This is a genomic window from Nostoc sp. ATCC 53789 (assembly GCF_009873495.1).
Taxonomy (GTDB): Bacteria; Cyanobacteriota; Cyanobacteriia; order Cyanobacteriales; family Nostocaceae; genus Nostoc; species Nostoc muscorum_A.
Genome location: NZ_CP046703.1, coordinates 2,106,406 through 2,123,755 on the forward strand (window position 1 = coordinate 2,106,406; position 17,350 = coordinate 2,123,755).

The following is a 17,350-nucleotide window of genomic DNA, read 5'->3' on the forward strand; positions in this document are numbered from 1 at the left end:
AGCATTTGCTCCTGTAATTCACGCGCACGCGCCCGATCAAGTTGTCCGCGAAACAGTGATTTAATTTCAGCAGGTGGAGTACAATCAAAACATGGATACTCCAATCATTGTGGCTCTCTTCGGACTCGCCGGTTCGGTTATCGCAGTCGCCGGTTCAATCGCAGTCGCCCTTCTAAACCACCACTTGCAGACCAGAGTCAAAGGGCAAGAAGACAAGATTGCAAAGCTCTATGCGCTCTCTATGTCTGAGGATGCGTTTTATCAACTGAAGAAACTCGCCACTGGTGCATTTGGAGCTTTTTGGATCGATCCAGAGTTGAGGGTCGGTTTATCGCTGGAACTAAACTATTTCAAAATCCTCGGTTACATCAAATTCGATCAAAATCCAAGAGTCGTAGATATACGGGATCTTCCTAAAGGCGATCATCCCAATGACGATCTTTCTAATTACATAAGCGTTACACCACAAGGTCGCGCATTCATTGTCCTCCGAGAGCAAGCTGTTAGGAACCCCTCATTTTAAGAGCCTGCAATTATAAATGCTTCAACCTGCAATCAAGACAATTTTCAGCCAGGATTATTTGCAAATAGACTCAACGCTTTACCAAGAATGAGTTGTAAGGATTGACAGGGGGTTATCAAAAAACTTATCTTTGAATTTGATAAATTAACTTTGAATTCTTTACCAAATTTTTTGACTGGAAAACAGACAGTTTAGGGTTCGGAAAGTCTGATCAATGAGACAGTCAAGAAAACGTTCGTTTTTTTTACTTTATAGTTGCAGATAATCCTGGCTCAAACCGATGATTGCAGGTTGGTTGCATTTAATCCTGGTTGAAGCGCAATAATAGTTGCAGTTAATCCTAGTTTAGAAATGCCTTGATTACATGACATTTAAAAAAGTGAGTAATATCAAAGCGTGAGGTTTTTCTCACGCCTTTTTATTTAAACTTTTTTCCCACGGGCTGCTAGGAGTTCCAGAATCACCCCATTTGTCCAGCCGAAGCCAACTTCGTTAGAACTATATCCAAAGGAGATTTCGTCAGAAACGTTGGCAGAACAGCGTTCAACATCATATTTCTCAACTAGGGTGTTGTGACGCTCGAATTCTTTAATTACCATCGCTAGAAATTTATTGGCAATGCGATCGCCTTCTGTGTGAAACCCATAACGGTGAAGTCCCTGGACAGCAATGAACGTCAATGGTGCCCAACCGAAGGGAGCATCCCACTGGTTTCCGGTGATATGAGTACTGGTAAGAATTCCGCCTGGGGCTTCAAACAAAGAGAGATTTTCCACGACGCGCTGGGCTTGGGCTTGAGAAGAAATTCCCAGCCACAGGGGATAGAATGTGGTAGCAAATTCGTAGCAGCGCCGTTTTCCACTCTGGAAGTGATAGTCGAAATAGAGTCCTCGTTCTTCATTCCAGAGAAATTGATCGATCCGATCGCGGCGGATATCTGCGCGATCGCGCCATTGTTTTTCTAGTTGTTCGTTCCCCAAAACAGCGTTAATTTGCGCCAAGTCTTGTTCTACCTGATACAGCAAACTGTTGAGGCACACAGGAGCGTAGTGGAGGATATCAGCACTGAAGGGGCCAAATCGGTTGGTGATATCAAAACCGGACTCGCGCATGGTGCGATCGCCCTTGTAAAATAGGTGGGTCAGTTTGTCATTTTCCCGATCGTAGTAAAGATTAACGTCGTAATCTTCAACGTCAAAGGTTTGGTAATATTCCTTGACGCGATCATAGTGGCTTTTTCCCTCATCATCTCGCTCGGAGAACACGACTTCTGGCGCGGGGCCTTCGCCAAAGGCATAAAATCTGGATAAGCCGGTTCCAGAATTCAGATGGGGCGGTACTACCCAGTAATAGTAAAATTGTTCTAGCAGTGGTACGGTTGTCCTCAACCACTCTTCATCCTGAGTGTGTTGAAATAGCGCCAAAACCATCATGCTGAGGACGGGGGGTTGCGATCGCGACAGCATATAAGTTCGGTTGGCATTGAGGATAGTGCCGTAATGCTTCACCTGGTACAATAATTGATCTACCTGACTTTGCGCTAGATCCCATTCCTCATCATGCAAAAGTCCCAGTAATATAAAGTAGCTGTCCCAGCCATACATTTCGTTAAATCGACCACCTGGTACGACATAAGGGCCTGGTAGGTATAGTAAGCCATGCTCTTTAATCGCTTCCACTTCTGACGGCAAAGTGCGAATTTGTAGCTGTTGCATATCTTTGGGATATAGCGATCGCTCTAACACACGCTGAATGTTGGGATAATCTTCTAAGGGGGAAATGTAGACAATCCAGGGAGTGTCGGTTTTGTGGTCTAGTTTGGTATCTTTGGCAGATTGTAATAGGTGTTCGTGCGATCGCGTTAAGGTTTTCCACGTTTTTTTGATATGGAAGCGCACTTTGTTTATCTGCGTGGTACTAAGTTGTGGGGGAGTGGTCATAATTTAATTTGGCGGGGTGTTGAGGAGTTTTGGAGGAATTTTTTTAACGCAGAGGGACGCGGAGTTTTTACGGTATCTGGAAAACGTCTCTCCTAGAAGGCTACCGTGTACACACAAGCCTGAAATAGCTGATTAACCAAGGTTTTACCCCACCCTAACCCTCCCCTTATAAAGGGGAGGGAACTAGATATCCGGCTTCCCCCTTTATAAGGGGGGATTGAGGGGGGTAATAGGTACTTGTGTGTACACCGTAGCCTAGAAGGAGAAAGACTTTAAATTTTCCCCCTTCCCGCGACGAGTTGGGGGTTAGGTTTTTCGTGGACTGCTGAATTGTCAGACGTAAAACAGATTCACTCAGCACTACTAACTAACAAAGCAACTGGAAAATGGGCAAGGGCAGATCCGATAGATAGGGTTTCTGTAGCCTGTAAAGGTTGCTGAGTGAGAACGTTTGTCCAGGTGAGGGGAGTTCCAGGGGGTAATTGGAGGTGGGTATCTTGCCAAACTGATTCACCCAAGGGGTTGTCTCCAGGCTGGATGAGGCTGGTTAAAAAGCGAGGCGCGATCGCGATCGCTGTTTGATTCCCTTCTCGTCGCGCAAAGGCGATGATGTGATTGGCGTAAGTTCCCTGAACTTCTAACGGCAGATAGTCGCCATCCTGGAATAATGAGACATAGTTTGTTCTGGCTTTGAGTAATTGAGCCGTTAAAAATAGTTTGATTCTGCCGTCCGTTTTATCGTTTAGCAACTCCTGAATTAGTCCGAGAATATCTGTTTTGGCTTGTTCGCGGATGTCGTTTAAGTAGGTACGTCGCTGTTCAAAATCTACGGGACGGCGATTGTCTGGATCAACTAGGCTGAGTTCCCAAAGTTCTGTTCCTTGGTATAAATCGGGTACGCCGGGTGCGGTAATCTTCAGCAGAGTTTGGGAAAGGGAATTGAAGATACCATATTCTGCAATTCGCTGCTGAAAAGGACGAAAGGCTTCTAGAAATTCTTTGGAGATGGAAGAATCTAGTACCTTTTCAATGAAGGAAGTACAGGCTTCTTCATACTCGCTATCAGGTCGCAGCCATGCTGTATGCACTTTCGCTTCTCGAATTGCCTTAATTATATAATCTTTCACGCGTTCCACGAAGGATGCGTGTTCCTGTTCCGCAAAGGGAAATGCCCCTACAAGGGTTTGATAGAGAAAATACTCATCGTTGCGATCGGGCATAGCAAACCCGTGGCGATGACTGCGACTTCCTCGATTAATCGCACTCCAGGTATTTACCTGCTGATCCCATTCATCAGGGATTTCTGATAATACATTCAATCTAGCTCTCACATCTTCGCCGCGTTTGGTGTCGTGGGTAGCTGTGGTGTTCATTGTGTGAGGCCAGGTTGCTTGGTGCTGTTTATTAAAGGCATGAAATTTGGCTAAATCGATCCCAAAATGACCGGGATTTCCCCCGACTTCATTCAGCGACAGCAAGCGATTGTAAACATATAATGTGGTGTCTTCTACACCTTTGGCCATTAGCGGGCCGCTATATTGCTGCATCCGCAAGACAAAATATATCCACTGTTCGCGTTCTGTTTGAGTCAGAGAATTATCAAATTCTAGCACCATTAACTTTTCAATAAAGGTCAGTTCGTGCTGCAACAAGGGCGTTTGTTCTTTGGCTTGGCGAATGACTTCTTGAATGGTAGCGCGATCGCTATCCCCAATTCCATCTGGTGTAATATATGTACGGTAAATCGGGAACAGAGTTAAAACTTCTGCGATCGCTCTTTTCAAGCCATTGAGTGTAAAGTCATTGCCATAGCGGTATTTGCTGGAAATGTTCTTTAACAAAAGAGCCAAATTGTCAATATCACCCGCTAAATTCTTTTCTAGTATCAGGTGCTTTTTATCCTTCACTACCGATGAATAATCTACTCTGGAACCAATAAAGTTTTGATAAATTTTATCGAAGGATGATTCATTTTCAGTTTGACAAAATACACCATTTACATAATTAAGAAAGTCATATCCCGATGTACCTTCAATTTCCCAGTTTTCCGGCAGGTCTTCTGTGAGTTCTAAAATCTTCTCGACCGTAATATAAACATCTCCCGTCTTTTCTCGGAGCCTTTGTAGATACTGGATTGGGTTATACAGTCCATCAATATGATCAATGCGTAAGCCTGTAAATTTGCCCTCCTCAACCAGCTTTTGAATGAGGCTATGGGTATTATTAAAAACCCGCACTTCTTCAACTTTAACAGAAATAAGTTCGTTGACGGTAAAGAAGCGGCGGTAGTTCATTTCTTCCGCCCCAACTTTCCAGAAAGCGAGACGGTAAAATTGATCGTTGAGTAATTCATCTAACAAGTTAAAGCTCTCTGAATTACCTGGTTCTCCGTTGAAAGTTTGGATATTTTCGTCAATGAACTCGCGGATAGCATCATTTGTGGTGTAAAGTTCCCAAACTAATCCTTTAATAAATGCAATTTGGTCTTGTCGCTGTTTTCCCGCAACTTCTGAGGGCACACTTTTGAGAATATACAAAATACCTAATAGTTTAATAAAATCAGGGTGATTGCGTCCGAGTGTGCGTGTGAGTTTTCCCAGATTATGGGTAATAAATTTTGTGTAAGACTCTAATCGTAACGGCAGTTTTAAGCTGTAATAGTTTACAGTTAAACCGTTTTGTTCATATTGTAGTTGAATGTGTCCGTTTTCTAGGGATGCACCATAGAAATCTCCCAGCAAAGGAGCAAGAATTCGCTCTTGGCGATCGCCAAAGGGAGCATTCCAAGAAAGGTCAAAGTAGTCTGTATAGCTGGAATCTGGGCCGTGTTCCAGTATGTCCATCAAATAATCGTTTTCGCTGCTATAGGCCATGTGGTTGGGCACTATATCTTGTAACCAGCCCATACCAAGGGACTGGACTTCGCCAACTAATTCATCAAAGGATTCATTAGTTCCCAGTTCTGGGTTAAGTTGAGTGGCATCTACTATATCGTAACCGTGGGTACTCCCAGATCGTGCCTTGAAAATGGGGGAGGCATATAAATCAGAAATACCCAAATCTGCTAGATAAGCTGCGATCGCTTTAGCATTGTCAAAGCCAAACTGGGGTGTAAACTGAATTCGATAAGTTGCGGTAGGAATTCGCATGAGTTTGTTGTGATAAGAGATGGGGGGATATGGTTCGTTTAACGTGTTTGTCTTTCGGAGATCCCCCCAACCCCCCTTTTTAAGGGGGGTTTCTTCTGACTTTTACCCCCTTTTTAAGGGGGTCGCCGCAGGCGGGGGGATCTTATCTGAAATCTATTGACAGGTAGGAGAATTTGAACCTTTTAGCTCGGACGTTGAACCTTTTAGCTCGGACGTTGAACCTTTTAGCTTGAACGTTGAGCCTTTTAGCTCGGACGTTGAGCCTTTTTGCTTGGACGTTGAACCTTTTAGCTCGGACGTTGAACCTTTTTGCTTGAACGTTGAACCTTTTTGCTAGAAACTTGAGGTTATAAGGCTGAAACTTGAAGTTCTAACTCTCCCTTTCATCCTTTTTCATACAGTACTAAACTCGTAGGTTGCAATTTCACTTCTTTTCCCGCAGACAGATGTTCATCTGATTCAGAACCAGGCCCAGACCATGAGGTATCAGCAGAGTCCAACAATTTATTAGCATTATGCTGAATTGGTAGAGTCGCTGTGACTGGAGACGAATTAAAATTCATCACAAATATTAGTTCACTTGATTCACACCAACGACGCACGATAACTAACTGCTTGTCTTCATCGCTAGTCGCTTCAATGAAATTGCGGTCTTGATTTAAAAGTGCTGGATGCGTCTTGCGTAAATTAATTAATTGACGATACCAATCCCACAGAACTTTGTGCTTACCTTCATGACGCAATTGCCAATTGAGTTTAGACTTTAGGAAAGTTTCTGCTGATTCGGGATCTGGGGGATCGTCTGCATAGTGAAATGCTTCAAATTCTTCTTTGCGTCCGGCTCGAACTGCTTGAATTAAATCTGGGTCGGAGTGACTGACAAAATAAATAAAGGGTGCAGTTTCTCCATATTCCTCACCCATAAATAACAGGGGTAAATTAGGCGACAGCAGCACAGCGCCAGCAGCTAACTTCAATCCTTCAAAAGAGATCCTCTGAGTGAGGCGTTCTCCTTTCATTTGATTGCCGATTTGATCGTGATTCTGAATGCAGATTGCAAACTGTGATAAATTGCGATCGCGGCAAGATATGCCATGAAATCGCTTGCGGTGTGGTGCGTACTTCCAATCGTAGACAAAAGTATCTTCATAAGCTTTTGCCAACTGAGCTGTTTGCCCAAAATCTTGATAATATCCTTGGCGATCGCCTGTCAAGAGTGCGTGCAGTGAATGGTGAAAATCATCACTCCATTGGGCATCAAGACCATATCCACCCAATTCTGCTGGACGAATGATTTGCGGATTATTCAAGTCACTTTCGGCAATTAAATGGCGTTTCCATTTTTGCCCTTGTTGTGAAAAATGATGAACTGCTTCCGCCAGTTCCCAAAGAAAATGCTTCGCCCCCAAGTCATAAATTGCTTGAATAGCATCAAGCCGCAATGCGTCAATGTGGAACTCGCGCAACCAGTAAAGCGCATTTTCGATAAAATAATTTCGCACACCCTGACTATGGGCATCATCGAAATTCAGCGCTTCACCCCAAGGTGTTTTATAGGTTTTAGTAAAGTAGGGCGCGAACTGACTCATATAGTTGCCTTCTGGCCCAAAGTGGTTATACACCACATCCAACACCACAGCGATATTGTGTTGGTGGCAAGCATTTACCAGTTGCTTTAGTTCGGCTGGGCTACCATAAGAATTTTGGACTGCATAAGGGTAAACGCCATCATAGCCCCAGTTACGGTATGTCAGAGACGCTTCTATATGGGTGTCTCCCGGAAACTGAGAGATAGGCATGATTTCAATCGCATTAATTCCCAGTTCCCTGAGTTCTGGTAAACGAGAAATAATCGCGGTGAAAGTTCCTTCAGGTGTGAAAGTCCCAACGTGGAGTTCGTAGAAAATCATCGACTCCACAGGGATACCAGTCCACCCTTCATCAGTCCACTCAAACTGATGATCGACAATTTGAGACGGGCCATGCACTCCTTCCGGTTGATACTGCGACGCAGGATCGGCAAAAGCGTCTTGGCCATTCAAGACATACCGATAGAGCGTGCCTGGATATACATCGTTTACTTTCGCGTGCCAGTATCCCTCAGACTGAGGCTTGAGGGGAATAACCTGCTCCTGTGGTGTCAAAGTTTTTACAGTGACGCTATCTAATAGCGGCGACCAAACTGTAAATTCACATTCTCCATTACCCAAGTAGTTAGCACCAATTCTCACGCAGTATCCCTCCCGTCAGTATGTTGTGCCGAATTGTCGTGCGATGGCGTACCCGCCCACCGGAGGCGATCGCAATGTCATTGATTGCACAATGTTTACAAACACGCCAGATAGCATAATGGTTCGTCTACCAGACTTTTTGCTAGCACCTGGAGGCGGATTTTTTACAGAATAAATTCTGTCTAATGACAAAGTTAGTTGCGAAGGAGGCAACGCAATACGGTTCGGTTAAGGTTTTTTGATGAAAACTTTAGATGGCAAAACCGCGATGAATTATCACAAAACCGAGATGAATCATCACAAAGACGCGATGAATCGCCGTCTCTACAATAATCAGCCTTTTGTAGAGACGGCGATTTATCGCGTCTTCTGCTTGCCAAGGTTTAAATTGGTTTACAGCTACCATCTACACAGTAAGACGATTCATAAGTATTAGAACGCTTACCAAATATGGTGTAGCGGTTATCGCGGATTTGTTCGTAAAAGCGATCGCCGGCCCATTTCATCCCCGGTAAGGCTCGATAAGCGTCTACAAATACACTTCCTACTGGCAATAATCGCCCAATTTCTTCAGCTGCGTTACTACCTTGCCAACGTCTCTGAGGTTCATTGCCATCAATTAAAATCATCCCCTGTTCACAATCTTGGGCTGTAATTCCCCACTGTAAAAGTGTCTGCTCATCTTGCATGGGAGCGTAGCGAAATAACTTTCCCTTGTCTAAAGTTTCTAGCGATCGCACTAAAGTAACGCAGAGATTACAATTTCCGTCGTAGATTACGTAGTAGTTCATAAAAATAATTATTTTAGCGTAGAAAACTGTAGCGATCGCTCTTGCCTCAGTAAGAGCCAAAACAAAATTTAAGTTGTTAAATAGGCATGATATCGTCAAGTTTAAGTTGTAAATTTTGCAATAGTTCAGAAGAAATAGTATCTCCTAAATGATATTGTTGCTGCTGGTAAACACCGTTAACTAACTGACAAACGGTAAAGGTGGGTTGTTTAGGATTGCCGATAAATTGCAAGCCACCCAAGCCACGAAAGTCAACAATCCAGTATTCTGGGATATTAAGAAAAGCGTATTCTTCAACTTTTCTGGCATAATCATCTTGCCAATTAGTGCTAACAACTTCAGCAACAAGTTTGATTGTGCTGCCGTTACAAATAATAGGTTCTTTTGACCATAGCGGTTCTTTACTAAGTTCAGCTTTATCTAAAACAATTACATCAGGACGCAGTGCTGTAGCTTCAGCCGCAGGTGGTTTAATCAGACAGGTTTTTGGGATTAGCCAGTTAAAATTAGAATTAAAAATTTCGACATAGATTCTACCAGCAATACTACCTGCAACAGCTTCATGTAGCCCTGTAGGTTCCATATCTCTTAGCTGTCCATCGATTAATTCGTAGCGTGTATTATCACCATATTGGGCTATAAATTCTTCAAAAGTCAGTAGTTTGGATGAAGTGTAGGTCATTATGTCTTATTTTGACTTGACTTAGGCTTATTGTAGCGGCTACTGTTGCAAAGTCCATCGCATTCACAAAGCGGACTAGTGCATTCATAATGCAAGCGATCGCATTCACAAGGCGGGCTAGCACATTCATAATGCAAGCGATCGCATTCACAAAGCAGACTAGTGCATTCACAATGCAAGCGATCGCATTTACAAGGCAGGCTAGTGCATTCACAATGCAAGCGATCGCTCTTGCTTCGCTAAAGTAAGTTAGCGCAAAAAACTCAAAGTATATTACGAAACGTAAAGAGCCTTAAAGCCCTTACTAATGACCAATGACAAAGGACAAATGACAACTTTGTTATGATGCCTTTGGAATGGTATTCGCATTGTTTTTTCGTTAAAGAGAAAATATTCATGAGATACAAACTCTTAGGCAAAAGCGGATTAAGAGTCTCTGAACTCTCCTTGGGAACCATGACCTTTGGTGAAGATTGGGGTTGGGGTGCATCTGTTGACGAAAGTCGTAAAATCTTTGATACATATACAGAAGCAGGAGGAAATTTTATTGACACCGCCAACGGTTATACCGATGGTAGCAGTGAAAAAATTGTCGGTGAGTTGATCGCAAAAGAACGAGAACGCTTTGTAGTTGCGACAAAATATTCCTTTCCCTTGCAGATGAATAACAAAAAGGGCGACCCTAACGCCAGTGGAAACCATCGCAAGAATTTAATTCAGTCTTTGGAAGGTAGCCTGAAACGGCTGAACACCGATTACATTGATTTATTTTGGTTACACGCTTGGGATTTTACAACACCTATTGAAGAAGTCTTGCGATCGCTTGATGATGTAGTCCGTCAAGGTAAAGTACTTTACATTGGCATTTCTGACGCACCCGCTTGGATCGTTTCTCAAGCAAATACCATTGCCCAGTTCCAAGGATGGACGCAGTTTGTCGCGCTGCAAATTGAGTATAGTTTAATTCAGCGAACACCAGAGCGTGATTTGCTACCGATGGCGAAAGCTTTTGATTTGGCGGTAACACCTTGGTCGCCCTTGGGTGGTGGTGTGCTAACAGGTAAGTATAATCAGCCTCCTCAAGCAGGCGATGAACAAGGACGATTAACAAATCCAGGCTTAGGAAGTATTTCAGAACGGAATTTAGCGATCGCTCAAGTTGTTAGTGAAGTTGCAGCAGAAATTGGCCACACACCCTCACAGGTAGCATTAGCTTGGTTACTAGCTCAAAGTGGTGTGATTATTCCTATAATTGGGGCACGTAAATTAACGCAGTTTCAAGATAACTTAGCTTCTTTAGATGTCAGCCTCTCGCCAGAACATTTGCAACGCTTAGATGAAATTAGCAAAATTGAACTGGGTTTTCCCCATGACTTTTTGCAGAATGATGTAATTCGTGATCGGCTTTTTGGTGGTACATTTAATACCATAGAAAACCATCACATCTAAATGTCATTTTTAACTTGACCAATCTAAAACTCCAAATGGTATAAAGCCTTAAACAGTAACACATTCAGGCATTAATACAATCCATCGTCAGAGAGTTTCGCACAACCAGCCAATATCTGTAAAGTTAGATTTAAAAGGCATTAACAACGTAGACCCATGAGCGACAACAGCATTACATCACGTCTGTACCCTACCCGCATTGACATTCCCGCCAAAGCGAGAGTTCAAATCGTGGTACTTCTCAACCAAACCTTAGCAGCTACTTCGGATTTAAAAACCCAAGCAAAGCAAGCGCATTGGAATGTTAAAGGAACTGACTTCTATCAGCTACATCTATTATTTGATGAACTTGCTGGGGAATTGGAAGGATACATCGATTTAGTAGCTGAACGCGTCACAGCTTTAGGCGGATACGCTTTCGGAACAGCCCGCGCCGCAGCTAGTAATTCAATTTTGCCAGAATATCCCTTAGATATTTTGGATGGTAAAGATCATGTGACAGCCTTAGCAGATCGCTTTGCACTCTACGCGAAACATATTAGAGAAGCGATCGCAAAAACTGATGAATTAGGTGATGCTGATACTGCCGATCTTTACACCGAAATTTCTCGTACCATTGACAAACGACTTTGGTTCTTAGAAGCTCATCTACAAATAGCAGAAATCAAAGAAGAGAATGGTAACGCTGGTACTACTAAAACTCAAAAGATTCCTGCTGCTGTAAAATAAGCACTTCTGAGAAAATTAGTCTTTCTTAAATCTAATAGTATCTTTTTGGTAAGTACGTCACTTTTAAGTGCGTACTTTTCATTTATATGTATATACCTTACTATTGAAATAGTTCAAAACGAAGTCAAGAAATTCACCAATATCTTCAACAAGTCATCCATCAAAATTAATACTTAAACTTGAAGAAGTTATTAGGTGATTGAAAAAGTATGCTAATTTCATTTTGATTTCAAATGCCAATTTTAGATTTTTCCTGCAATCTAAAATCGTTCACTGAGCGATCACGTAGCGTTCTGCAAGAAAGTCTAAAATCTAAAATCCAAAATTGAGTCGTTCCTAACTAAATACTCATTAACAAAGAGGTAAATTTATGTCTCAAAATACAATTACCCACTTAATTCACGATCGCAATGCCCGTGGTCACGCGAAAATGGGCTGGCTCGATAGCTATCACACATTTTCTTTTGGTAGTTTTTACGATCCCAACCGTATGGGATTTCGCTCTCTGCGCGTGATTAACGATGATCGCATCGCCCCCGGTGCTGGATTCCCTACTCACAGTCATCGTGATATGGAAATCCTCACTTATGTCTTAGAAGGTGCTGTAGAGCATAAAGACAGCTTGGGTACTGGTTCGGTAATTCGTCCCGGTGATGCCCAAATTATGAGTGCTGGAACTGGAATCAGCCACAGCGAATTTAATCCTTCACCAACTGAACCACTGCACTTACTGCAAATCTGGATTCTTCCCGATAGAGAAGGAATAACGCCAAGATATGAACAAAAAGCTTTTCCTCTCGAAGAAAAGCGCGGTAAACTCCGCTTAATTGCCTCTAAAGATGGGCGCGATGGTGCTGTGACAATTCACCAAGATGTTGAGCTATATACATCTGTTTTAGAAGCAGGTGATGTTGTCAATTATCAAGTCAAAAGCGATCGCTATGCCTGGTTACAAGTAGCTCAAGGTATAGTCGATTTAAATGGAGAAGAACTCAGAGCCGGCGATGGTGTACAAATCAATGGCGAAGAACAGCTAGAAGTTAGCACCAACATCGGCGGCGAAATCTTGCTTTTCGATTTGGGCTAATCTTAAATCTGTTTGCTGAAAAGCTAGCTTGTGGGGTGGGCATTGCAATGCTCACCCCAATACTTTTCGGATAAACCCAATAATCTCTCTTTTGGTCTGGGGAAAGGTTAAAGGGCGATGGGAAAAGGGAAATTCAAACCCTTTCCCTTTCCTCTTTTCCCCAAAACCCGAAAAGTATTAATGCTCACCCTACTATGCTTTGTGAGAGGAAAATTTATCGATTGAGGCGCGGATTTGCCATTGCATTGGGAATCCTTAATTAGGGATAGGTCAAAACTATTATGAAGGTTTTGAACTATCCCTTTTATAGTAAAAATGTACTATTATTTTTAGTGTTACAGCAATGCAATCTCTTCAGATGGTTAGTGTATCCGATTTGCAAGCATTATTAAAACTATATCCAAATCACGGTTATACTTTCTCATAAAACCACCAAAACAACTAGGCGGCAACGGCCAAAAAGTTCTTATTTTGGGAAAGATGTATCAGGCTTTAATAAGTTATTAGAGGTGGCTGTAATGCCGACGATTCATTTTGTAGATGGTGAAAAAGGCGGGGTAGGAAAATCTCTCTTTGCCAGGACAATGATTCAGTATTGTCTGGATAAGAGAATCCCATTTGTACCAGTGGAGACAGATAGATCAAATCCAGATGTGGCAGGAGTATATAAGGAAATATGTAAGTATGCCGTGTTTAGTGAGAACGAACGACAGGCAAATAAGGCAGATAGAATATTTGAGTGGGCCATAGAGAGGCCAGTAATTGTGAATTTAGCCGCACAATCGCATAGAGCAGTGCAGGGGTGGATTGAATCTAATCAATTACTTGAACTAGGAAGTTCGCAGGGAGTGATGTTTTGTAAATGGTTTGTATCGACAGGAGGGTACGACAGCATCAACCTGTTTACTCAGTCAGTGAATACTTACGGAGAAAAAATCCCTCATATTCTGGTGAGGAATTTGGGGCTGTGTGATGATTGGGAGCATCTAGAGTTAGACTCCAACTTTCAGAACACAGTAAATAAATATCAGATAAAAGTTATAGATTTTCCCAAGTTAGCATACAGAGAAAGAAACATAATTGACCAAAATCGCCTGACTTTTGCAGAGGCTAGAGAGTATAAAGAATTTGGAGTAATTGGAAAACAGAGAGTAGTGAATTTTCTCAAGCTTGCTTATGGTGCTTTTGAGAAAGTAGGTATCTGGTATGAAAAAGTTGAATAGCATTCGTTAGTCATTAGTCATTGGTCATTAGTCATTGGTACTAATGACCAATGACTTAGGACAAACCCCAGCAGGAGATTGGATGGGTATGCGATGGCGTATCCGCCCGCCGGAGGTGATCGCAAAACAAATTTGACTACAATTCTTAGAAAGAGTAGCAAAAATCTAATGTCCAAAAAGTCTGATTCGCAGTTCCAAAATCTCTTTACTTCAGCCAAATCAAGCAACTGGGACGAAAGATTAGGCCAAATAGCCTATCGCTTTAACCGAGAGTATCAACGTGAAACCTTTGAACTCCCAACCGAAGTCCAGGCGATGCCGATATTCCGTGAGTGGATTGGAGGTAGTTTTTCAGGGAGAATTGCTTCCCCTTTTTGGGAAATTGCTCAACCTCAAAAAAACCAGCACTGTTTAGATATTGGCTGTGGTATCAGCTTTTTAATCTATCCTTGGCGGGATTGGCAAGCATTTTTTCATGGGCAAGAAATTAGTAATGTGGCACGCGATACCCTTAACTCTCGTGGGCCGCAGTTGAATTCTAAGCTGTTCAAAGGTGTTGAGTTGGGAGCAGCCCATCAGTTAAACTATTCACCAGAGCAGTTTGATCTAGCGATCGCAACAGGATTTAGCTGCTATTTTCCACTCGAATACTGGAATGCAGTACTCGCAGAAGTTAAGCGAGTGTTAAAACCAGGTGGACATTTTGTGTTTGACATCCTTAACCCAGAACAGCTTTTAGCAGAAGATTGGGCAGTTTTAGAAACCTATTTGGGGGCTGAGGTATTTTTAGAGCCTGTAGCTGAGTGGGAAAAAACTATTAAGGCGGCTGGCGCTAAAATAGTCACGCAAAAACCAGGGGAATTATTCCAAATGTACAAAGTGCGGTTTTGAAAATAAGTAGTTACAGATATAGCACTGCTACGAAAAAGAATGTAGAGACGTAGCAGTGCTACGTCTCTACAAGGTTTCTGGATAACGCATATTTCATTTTTGGAGATGTCTACTTATCATCATTCAGGGATAAGTGGACTTAATGGATCTAAAGAAGTTGTAAAAACAAAATAGATTACCCCAGTTCCCAGAATCATCACAGCGAGACTGAAAAGCAACACCCATCTGTCTGTAGGTTCATAAGTATCTTCTTCGATATCACGACGGACAGCGAAATAGTGACTGGTTGAGAGCCACACCGTAATCAAACCCACCAACGAGAAGACTAAACCTAACTTCCAGCCGTTGCCAGGACGGGGCATCAAAGGCACTTGGAAGGCACGCAAACGCACAATTACAACCCCAAAACCTAAAAGAGCGATCCCTGTCCGCATCCAAGCCAGGTAGGTACGCTCATTTGCCAAGTGATCTCGGATTCGAGAAGGATTGAGTCGTCCTGGCTTTTTTTGATCTTTATCTTCTTCTGTGGATTTCAATTTTAATTGCATCAATAACACCCTTATCCCCAAAGCGGCTCTTCTCAAAAAAATGCGGAGGTAGTAGGAAATCTCTTTCCAGATGAATTGCACCCAGCGCAATAATTGCGCTACTGAAATATGCTTATTGTGATTGTACATATTTTTTCAAAATATATTTTAATGCAGATATAGAAATAAAACAAGCCTGACTGATTGAAGAAGTATTCAGAAGTCAGAATTCAGGAGTCAGAATCAAGACGATCGATGACTCACTAACGCTTCGTTATCAGTCGGGGATTCAGACTCACGACTGATTGAAGACCACCAAATTTACAATTTGGTGGGATTTTTAACCCAGTTATTCATCCACCAGTCATACAGAATACCCAACTGAATTCTGACTCCTGATTTTTGAATTCTATTTGATAATTCAGAATTCGTAATTGATGGTACAGAGCAGTTACAAGTAATAAGATGTCATAAAAAACAGCCAAGAATCAGAGAGATTTTTCACCAGTTTTAAGTCAGGTTTTTTCTCTAATTTTGGCTGTTACTCTGTTGAAGTTGAGAACAATGATTCAAAAATAGACTATGCAGTTAGATTTCAAGACTTCTTAATAGGTGCATTAGGAACCCGTGTATCTATGATAGCCTGCGATATATCTGGGATAAACCAGTTAGCTTTATTGCTGTTAAGAACTTTCACAGTCGGAACATTTAATTCAATCGCACCAGTATCTGGATTGCTCTTAATCACCAACTGAGTTCCATCAAGGATCTTCAGAGCCGCAGGCCCTGTCAATTCTTCACCTTGCCCATTCGGACTAGAAGTGAAGTTTGCTACCTTAATATCATTCGGTAGATAGATGCCATCACAATCCCAGTTATCTTTAGTGGACTGACCATTAGCTAGAAAATACAAACCATTGTCGTACATAGCATCTTCATTGTCATCATCATTTGGTCTTTTACCGTATACTGCTATGGTATTACCTGTTTGGTTTTCGCATTTACCCCAGTTAATTCCCGTCTCTAAAGCATATTTTTGCAGTGTTAATTCCTCGGTTCTCTTTTGAATTTCTTCTGCTGTCAGACCTTGAACTTGAGTTTGGGTATCTTTTGTTTGAGACAGTTCGTTAAGAGCTTTAGTGACTTCGATATAATCAGGGTTTTTGCTAAATTTTGGTCTATCAGCAAAAGAAGGTTGAGCGAAGGCTAGATTGGCGAAAATCATTAAGGCAATTAGCAGACATTTCCAGACTTTCATGTTTTGATTCCTGTTAATGGGGAAGATATTTTGTAGTTTTAAATTCATTTTCGTAAGAAAATTCATGATGCACATCTTTCTAGATACTTAACTTTTCTTGTTCTTCACTCGAAGATTGAGTATTGAAACCTAAGATTAATGAGAATATATAACTAGAAACTACAGATAAAAGAGTCCAGGTAACGTTTTCTGTGACAATAAACACGCCCAAACCAATTAAGATACAAGGTACAAAAGTGTTGCCATTTTCAGTTAAAAAATGTGCGATCGCAGGCAAGTAGGTCAACTTATAAGCGGTATAGCACCATACGCCCACTAGCGAAAAGAATACACTGAGTATAATCAGCAGACTATCTAATTCCGAATTGGCAAACAGAGGTACGTAGACGCTGATATTATCACTACCATTAGCAAAGGCGATCGCAGCGACGTTGCAAGTTTGGGGAGAGAAAAAGCTCCTAACTATAGAGGGACAAGATGGCTCGGTTTCTTCTGCACCTTCCTCTGGTGAATCCTCTTCGCGTTTTAGTAAACCACTCACACCAATGATTATTGGCATTAAACCAAGTAGTCTAATCCAGTCCTGCGGTATAATTAGTCCACCGAAAAACCCAGGAAGGCTAGCAACTATCAATGCAGCAAAGCCAAGATACTGACCAGCAAGGATGTGACGACTGCGGAACGTTTTATTTATTTGTGAAAAAAGCAACGTCAGAATCACAATATCATCGATGTTGGTGGCAGTGAATGCCGTGATCCCTGTGGTAATTGCAGTTACTAAACCGCTCATTTTTGAAAGTCCTTATTTTGATGCTTGGCAATTGGGCATTAATCATTGGCCATTTACAAACGACAAATGACTAATGGCAA

17 protein-coding genes are annotated in these 17,350 nt (G+C 42.1%); 7 read left to right on the forward strand and 10 right to left on the reverse strand.

Annotation, left to right across the window (positions count from 1 at the left end; genetic code table 11):
- Nucleotides 1-91: 91 nt before the first annotated feature.
- Entirely contained in the window at nt 92-523 is a 432-nt protein-coding gene (locus tag GJB62_RS08595; protein ID WP_114085332.1) for a hypothetical protein, read from the forward strand.
- A gap of 422 nt (nt 524-945) precedes the next feature.
- On the opposite strand, the gene GJB62_RS08600 is transcribed toward GJB62_RS08595, so the two are convergent.
- From GJB62_RS08600 to treZ, 3 genes are all read right to left on the reverse strand, one after another.
- Nucleotides 946-2,463 (reverse strand): trehalase family glycosidase, encoded by a 1,518-nt coding sequence (locus GJB62_RS08600; protein WP_114085333.1) that lies wholly within the window; start codon nt 2,461-2,463, stop codon nt 946-948.
- Between the two features lie 350 nt (nt 2,464-2,813).
- On the reverse strand, nt 2,814-5,612 hold the full coding sequence (gene treY, locus GJB62_RS08605; protein WP_114085334.1) for a malto-oligosyltrehalose synthase: 2,799 nt from the start codon (nt 5,610-5,612) through the stop codon (nt 2,814-2,816).
- Nucleotides 5,613-5,995: 383 nt separating this feature from the next.
- Entirely contained in the window at nt 5,996-7,843 is a 1,848-nt protein-coding gene (gene treZ / locus GJB62_RS08610) for a malto-oligosyltrehalose trehalohydrolase (RefSeq protein ID WP_114085335.1), read from the reverse strand.
- Nucleotides 7,844-7,868: 25 nt separating this feature from the next.
- On the opposite strand from treZ, the gene GJB62_RS08615 reads away from it, so the two are divergent.
- A complete protein-coding gene (locus tag GJB62_RS08615) occupies nt 7,869-8,018 on the forward strand; it encodes a hypothetical protein (protein WP_159402480.1) in 150 nt (49 codons plus the stop codon).
- A 75-nt stretch (nt 8,019-8,093) separates the two neighbouring features.
- Here GJB62_RS08615 and GJB62_RS08620 read toward each other — a convergent pair whose 3' ends face one another.
- The 4 genes from GJB62_RS08620 to GJB62_RS08635 form a co-directional block, all read right to left on the reverse strand.
- Entirely contained in the window at nt 8,094-8,249 is a 156-nt protein-coding gene (locus tag GJB62_RS08620; protein WP_159402481.1) for a hypothetical protein, read from the reverse strand.
- Nucleotides 8,227-8,634, reverse strand: coding sequence for a DCC1-like thiol-disulfide oxidoreductase family protein (locus GJB62_RS08625; protein ID WP_114085336.1), 408 nt, complete (start codon nt 8,632-8,634; stop codon nt 8,227-8,229). The genes GJB62_RS08620 and GJB62_RS08625 overlap by 23 nt, the downstream gene beginning before the upstream one ends.
- Before the next feature lie 76 nt (nt 8,635-8,710).
- Nucleotides 8,711-9,316, reverse strand: coding sequence for a Uma2 family endonuclease (locus GJB62_RS08630; RefSeq protein ID WP_114085337.1), 606 nt, complete (start codon nt 9,314-9,316; stop codon nt 8,711-8,713).
- Nucleotides 9,282-9,530 carry a hypothetical protein gene (locus GJB62_RS08635; RefSeq protein WP_159402482.1) on the reverse strand — a complete coding sequence of 83 codons (249 nt, stop codon included), beginning with the start codon at nt 9,528-9,530 and terminating at the stop codon, nt 9,282-9,284. The genes GJB62_RS08630 and GJB62_RS08635 overlap by 35 nt, the downstream gene beginning before the upstream one ends.
- 182 nt (nt 9,531-9,712) lie before the next feature.
- Between GJB62_RS08635 and GJB62_RS08640 the strand changes: the two genes are divergently transcribed.
- The 5 genes from GJB62_RS08640 (at nt 9,713) to GJB62_RS08660 (ending at nt 14,695) form a co-directional block, all read left to right on the forward strand.
- A complete protein-coding gene (locus tag GJB62_RS08640) occupies nt 9,713-10,765 on the forward strand; it encodes an aldo/keto reductase (RefSeq protein WP_114085338.1) in 1,053 nt (350 codons plus the stop codon).
- Between the two features lie 156 nt (nt 10,766-10,921).
- A complete protein-coding gene (gene dps, locus GJB62_RS08645) occupies nt 10,922-11,494 on the forward strand; it encodes a DNA starvation/stationary phase protection protein Dps (RefSeq protein WP_114085339.1) in 573 nt (190 codons plus the stop codon).
- 370 nt (nt 11,495-11,864) lie between these two features.
- Nucleotides 11,865-12,581: a pirin family protein gene (locus GJB62_RS08650; RefSeq protein ID WP_114085340.1), complete on the forward strand. Its 717-nt coding sequence runs from the start codon at nt 11,865-11,867 to the stop codon at nt 12,579-12,581.
- A 518-nt stretch (nt 12,582-13,099) separates the two neighbouring features.
- On the forward strand, nt 13,100-13,804 hold the full coding sequence (locus GJB62_RS08655) for a mobilization protein (RefSeq protein WP_114085397.1): 705 nt from the start codon (nt 13,100-13,102) through the stop codon (nt 13,802-13,804).
- A 168-nt stretch (nt 13,805-13,972) separates the two neighbouring features.
- The gene (locus tag GJB62_RS08660; RefSeq protein ID WP_114085398.1) at nt 13,973-14,695 is read left to right on the forward strand and encodes a class I SAM-dependent methyltransferase; all 723 of its coding nucleotides are present in this window, start codon (nt 13,973-13,975) and stop codon (nt 14,693-14,695) included.
- A 119-nt stretch (nt 14,696-14,814) separates the two neighbouring features.
- Here GJB62_RS08660 and GJB62_RS08665 read toward each other — a convergent pair whose 3' ends face one another.
- The 3 genes from GJB62_RS08665 to GJB62_RS08675 form a co-directional block, all read right to left on the reverse strand.
- A complete protein-coding gene (locus GJB62_RS08665; RefSeq protein WP_309472830.1) occupies nt 14,815-15,372 on the reverse strand; it encodes a DUF202 domain-containing protein in 558 nt (185 codons plus the stop codon).
- 445 nt (nt 15,373-15,817) lie between these two features.
- Entirely contained in the window at nt 15,818-16,480 is a 663-nt protein-coding gene (locus GJB62_RS08670; RefSeq protein ID WP_114085341.1) for a hypothetical protein, read from the reverse strand.
- A gap of 79 nt (nt 16,481-16,559) precedes the next feature.
- Complete coding sequence (locus tag GJB62_RS08675) at nt 16,560-17,270, reverse strand: cadmium resistance transporter (protein ID WP_114085342.1); 711 nt, start codon at nt 17,268-17,270, stop codon at nt 16,560-16,562.
- Nucleotides 17,271-17,350 lie beyond the last annotated feature (80 nt).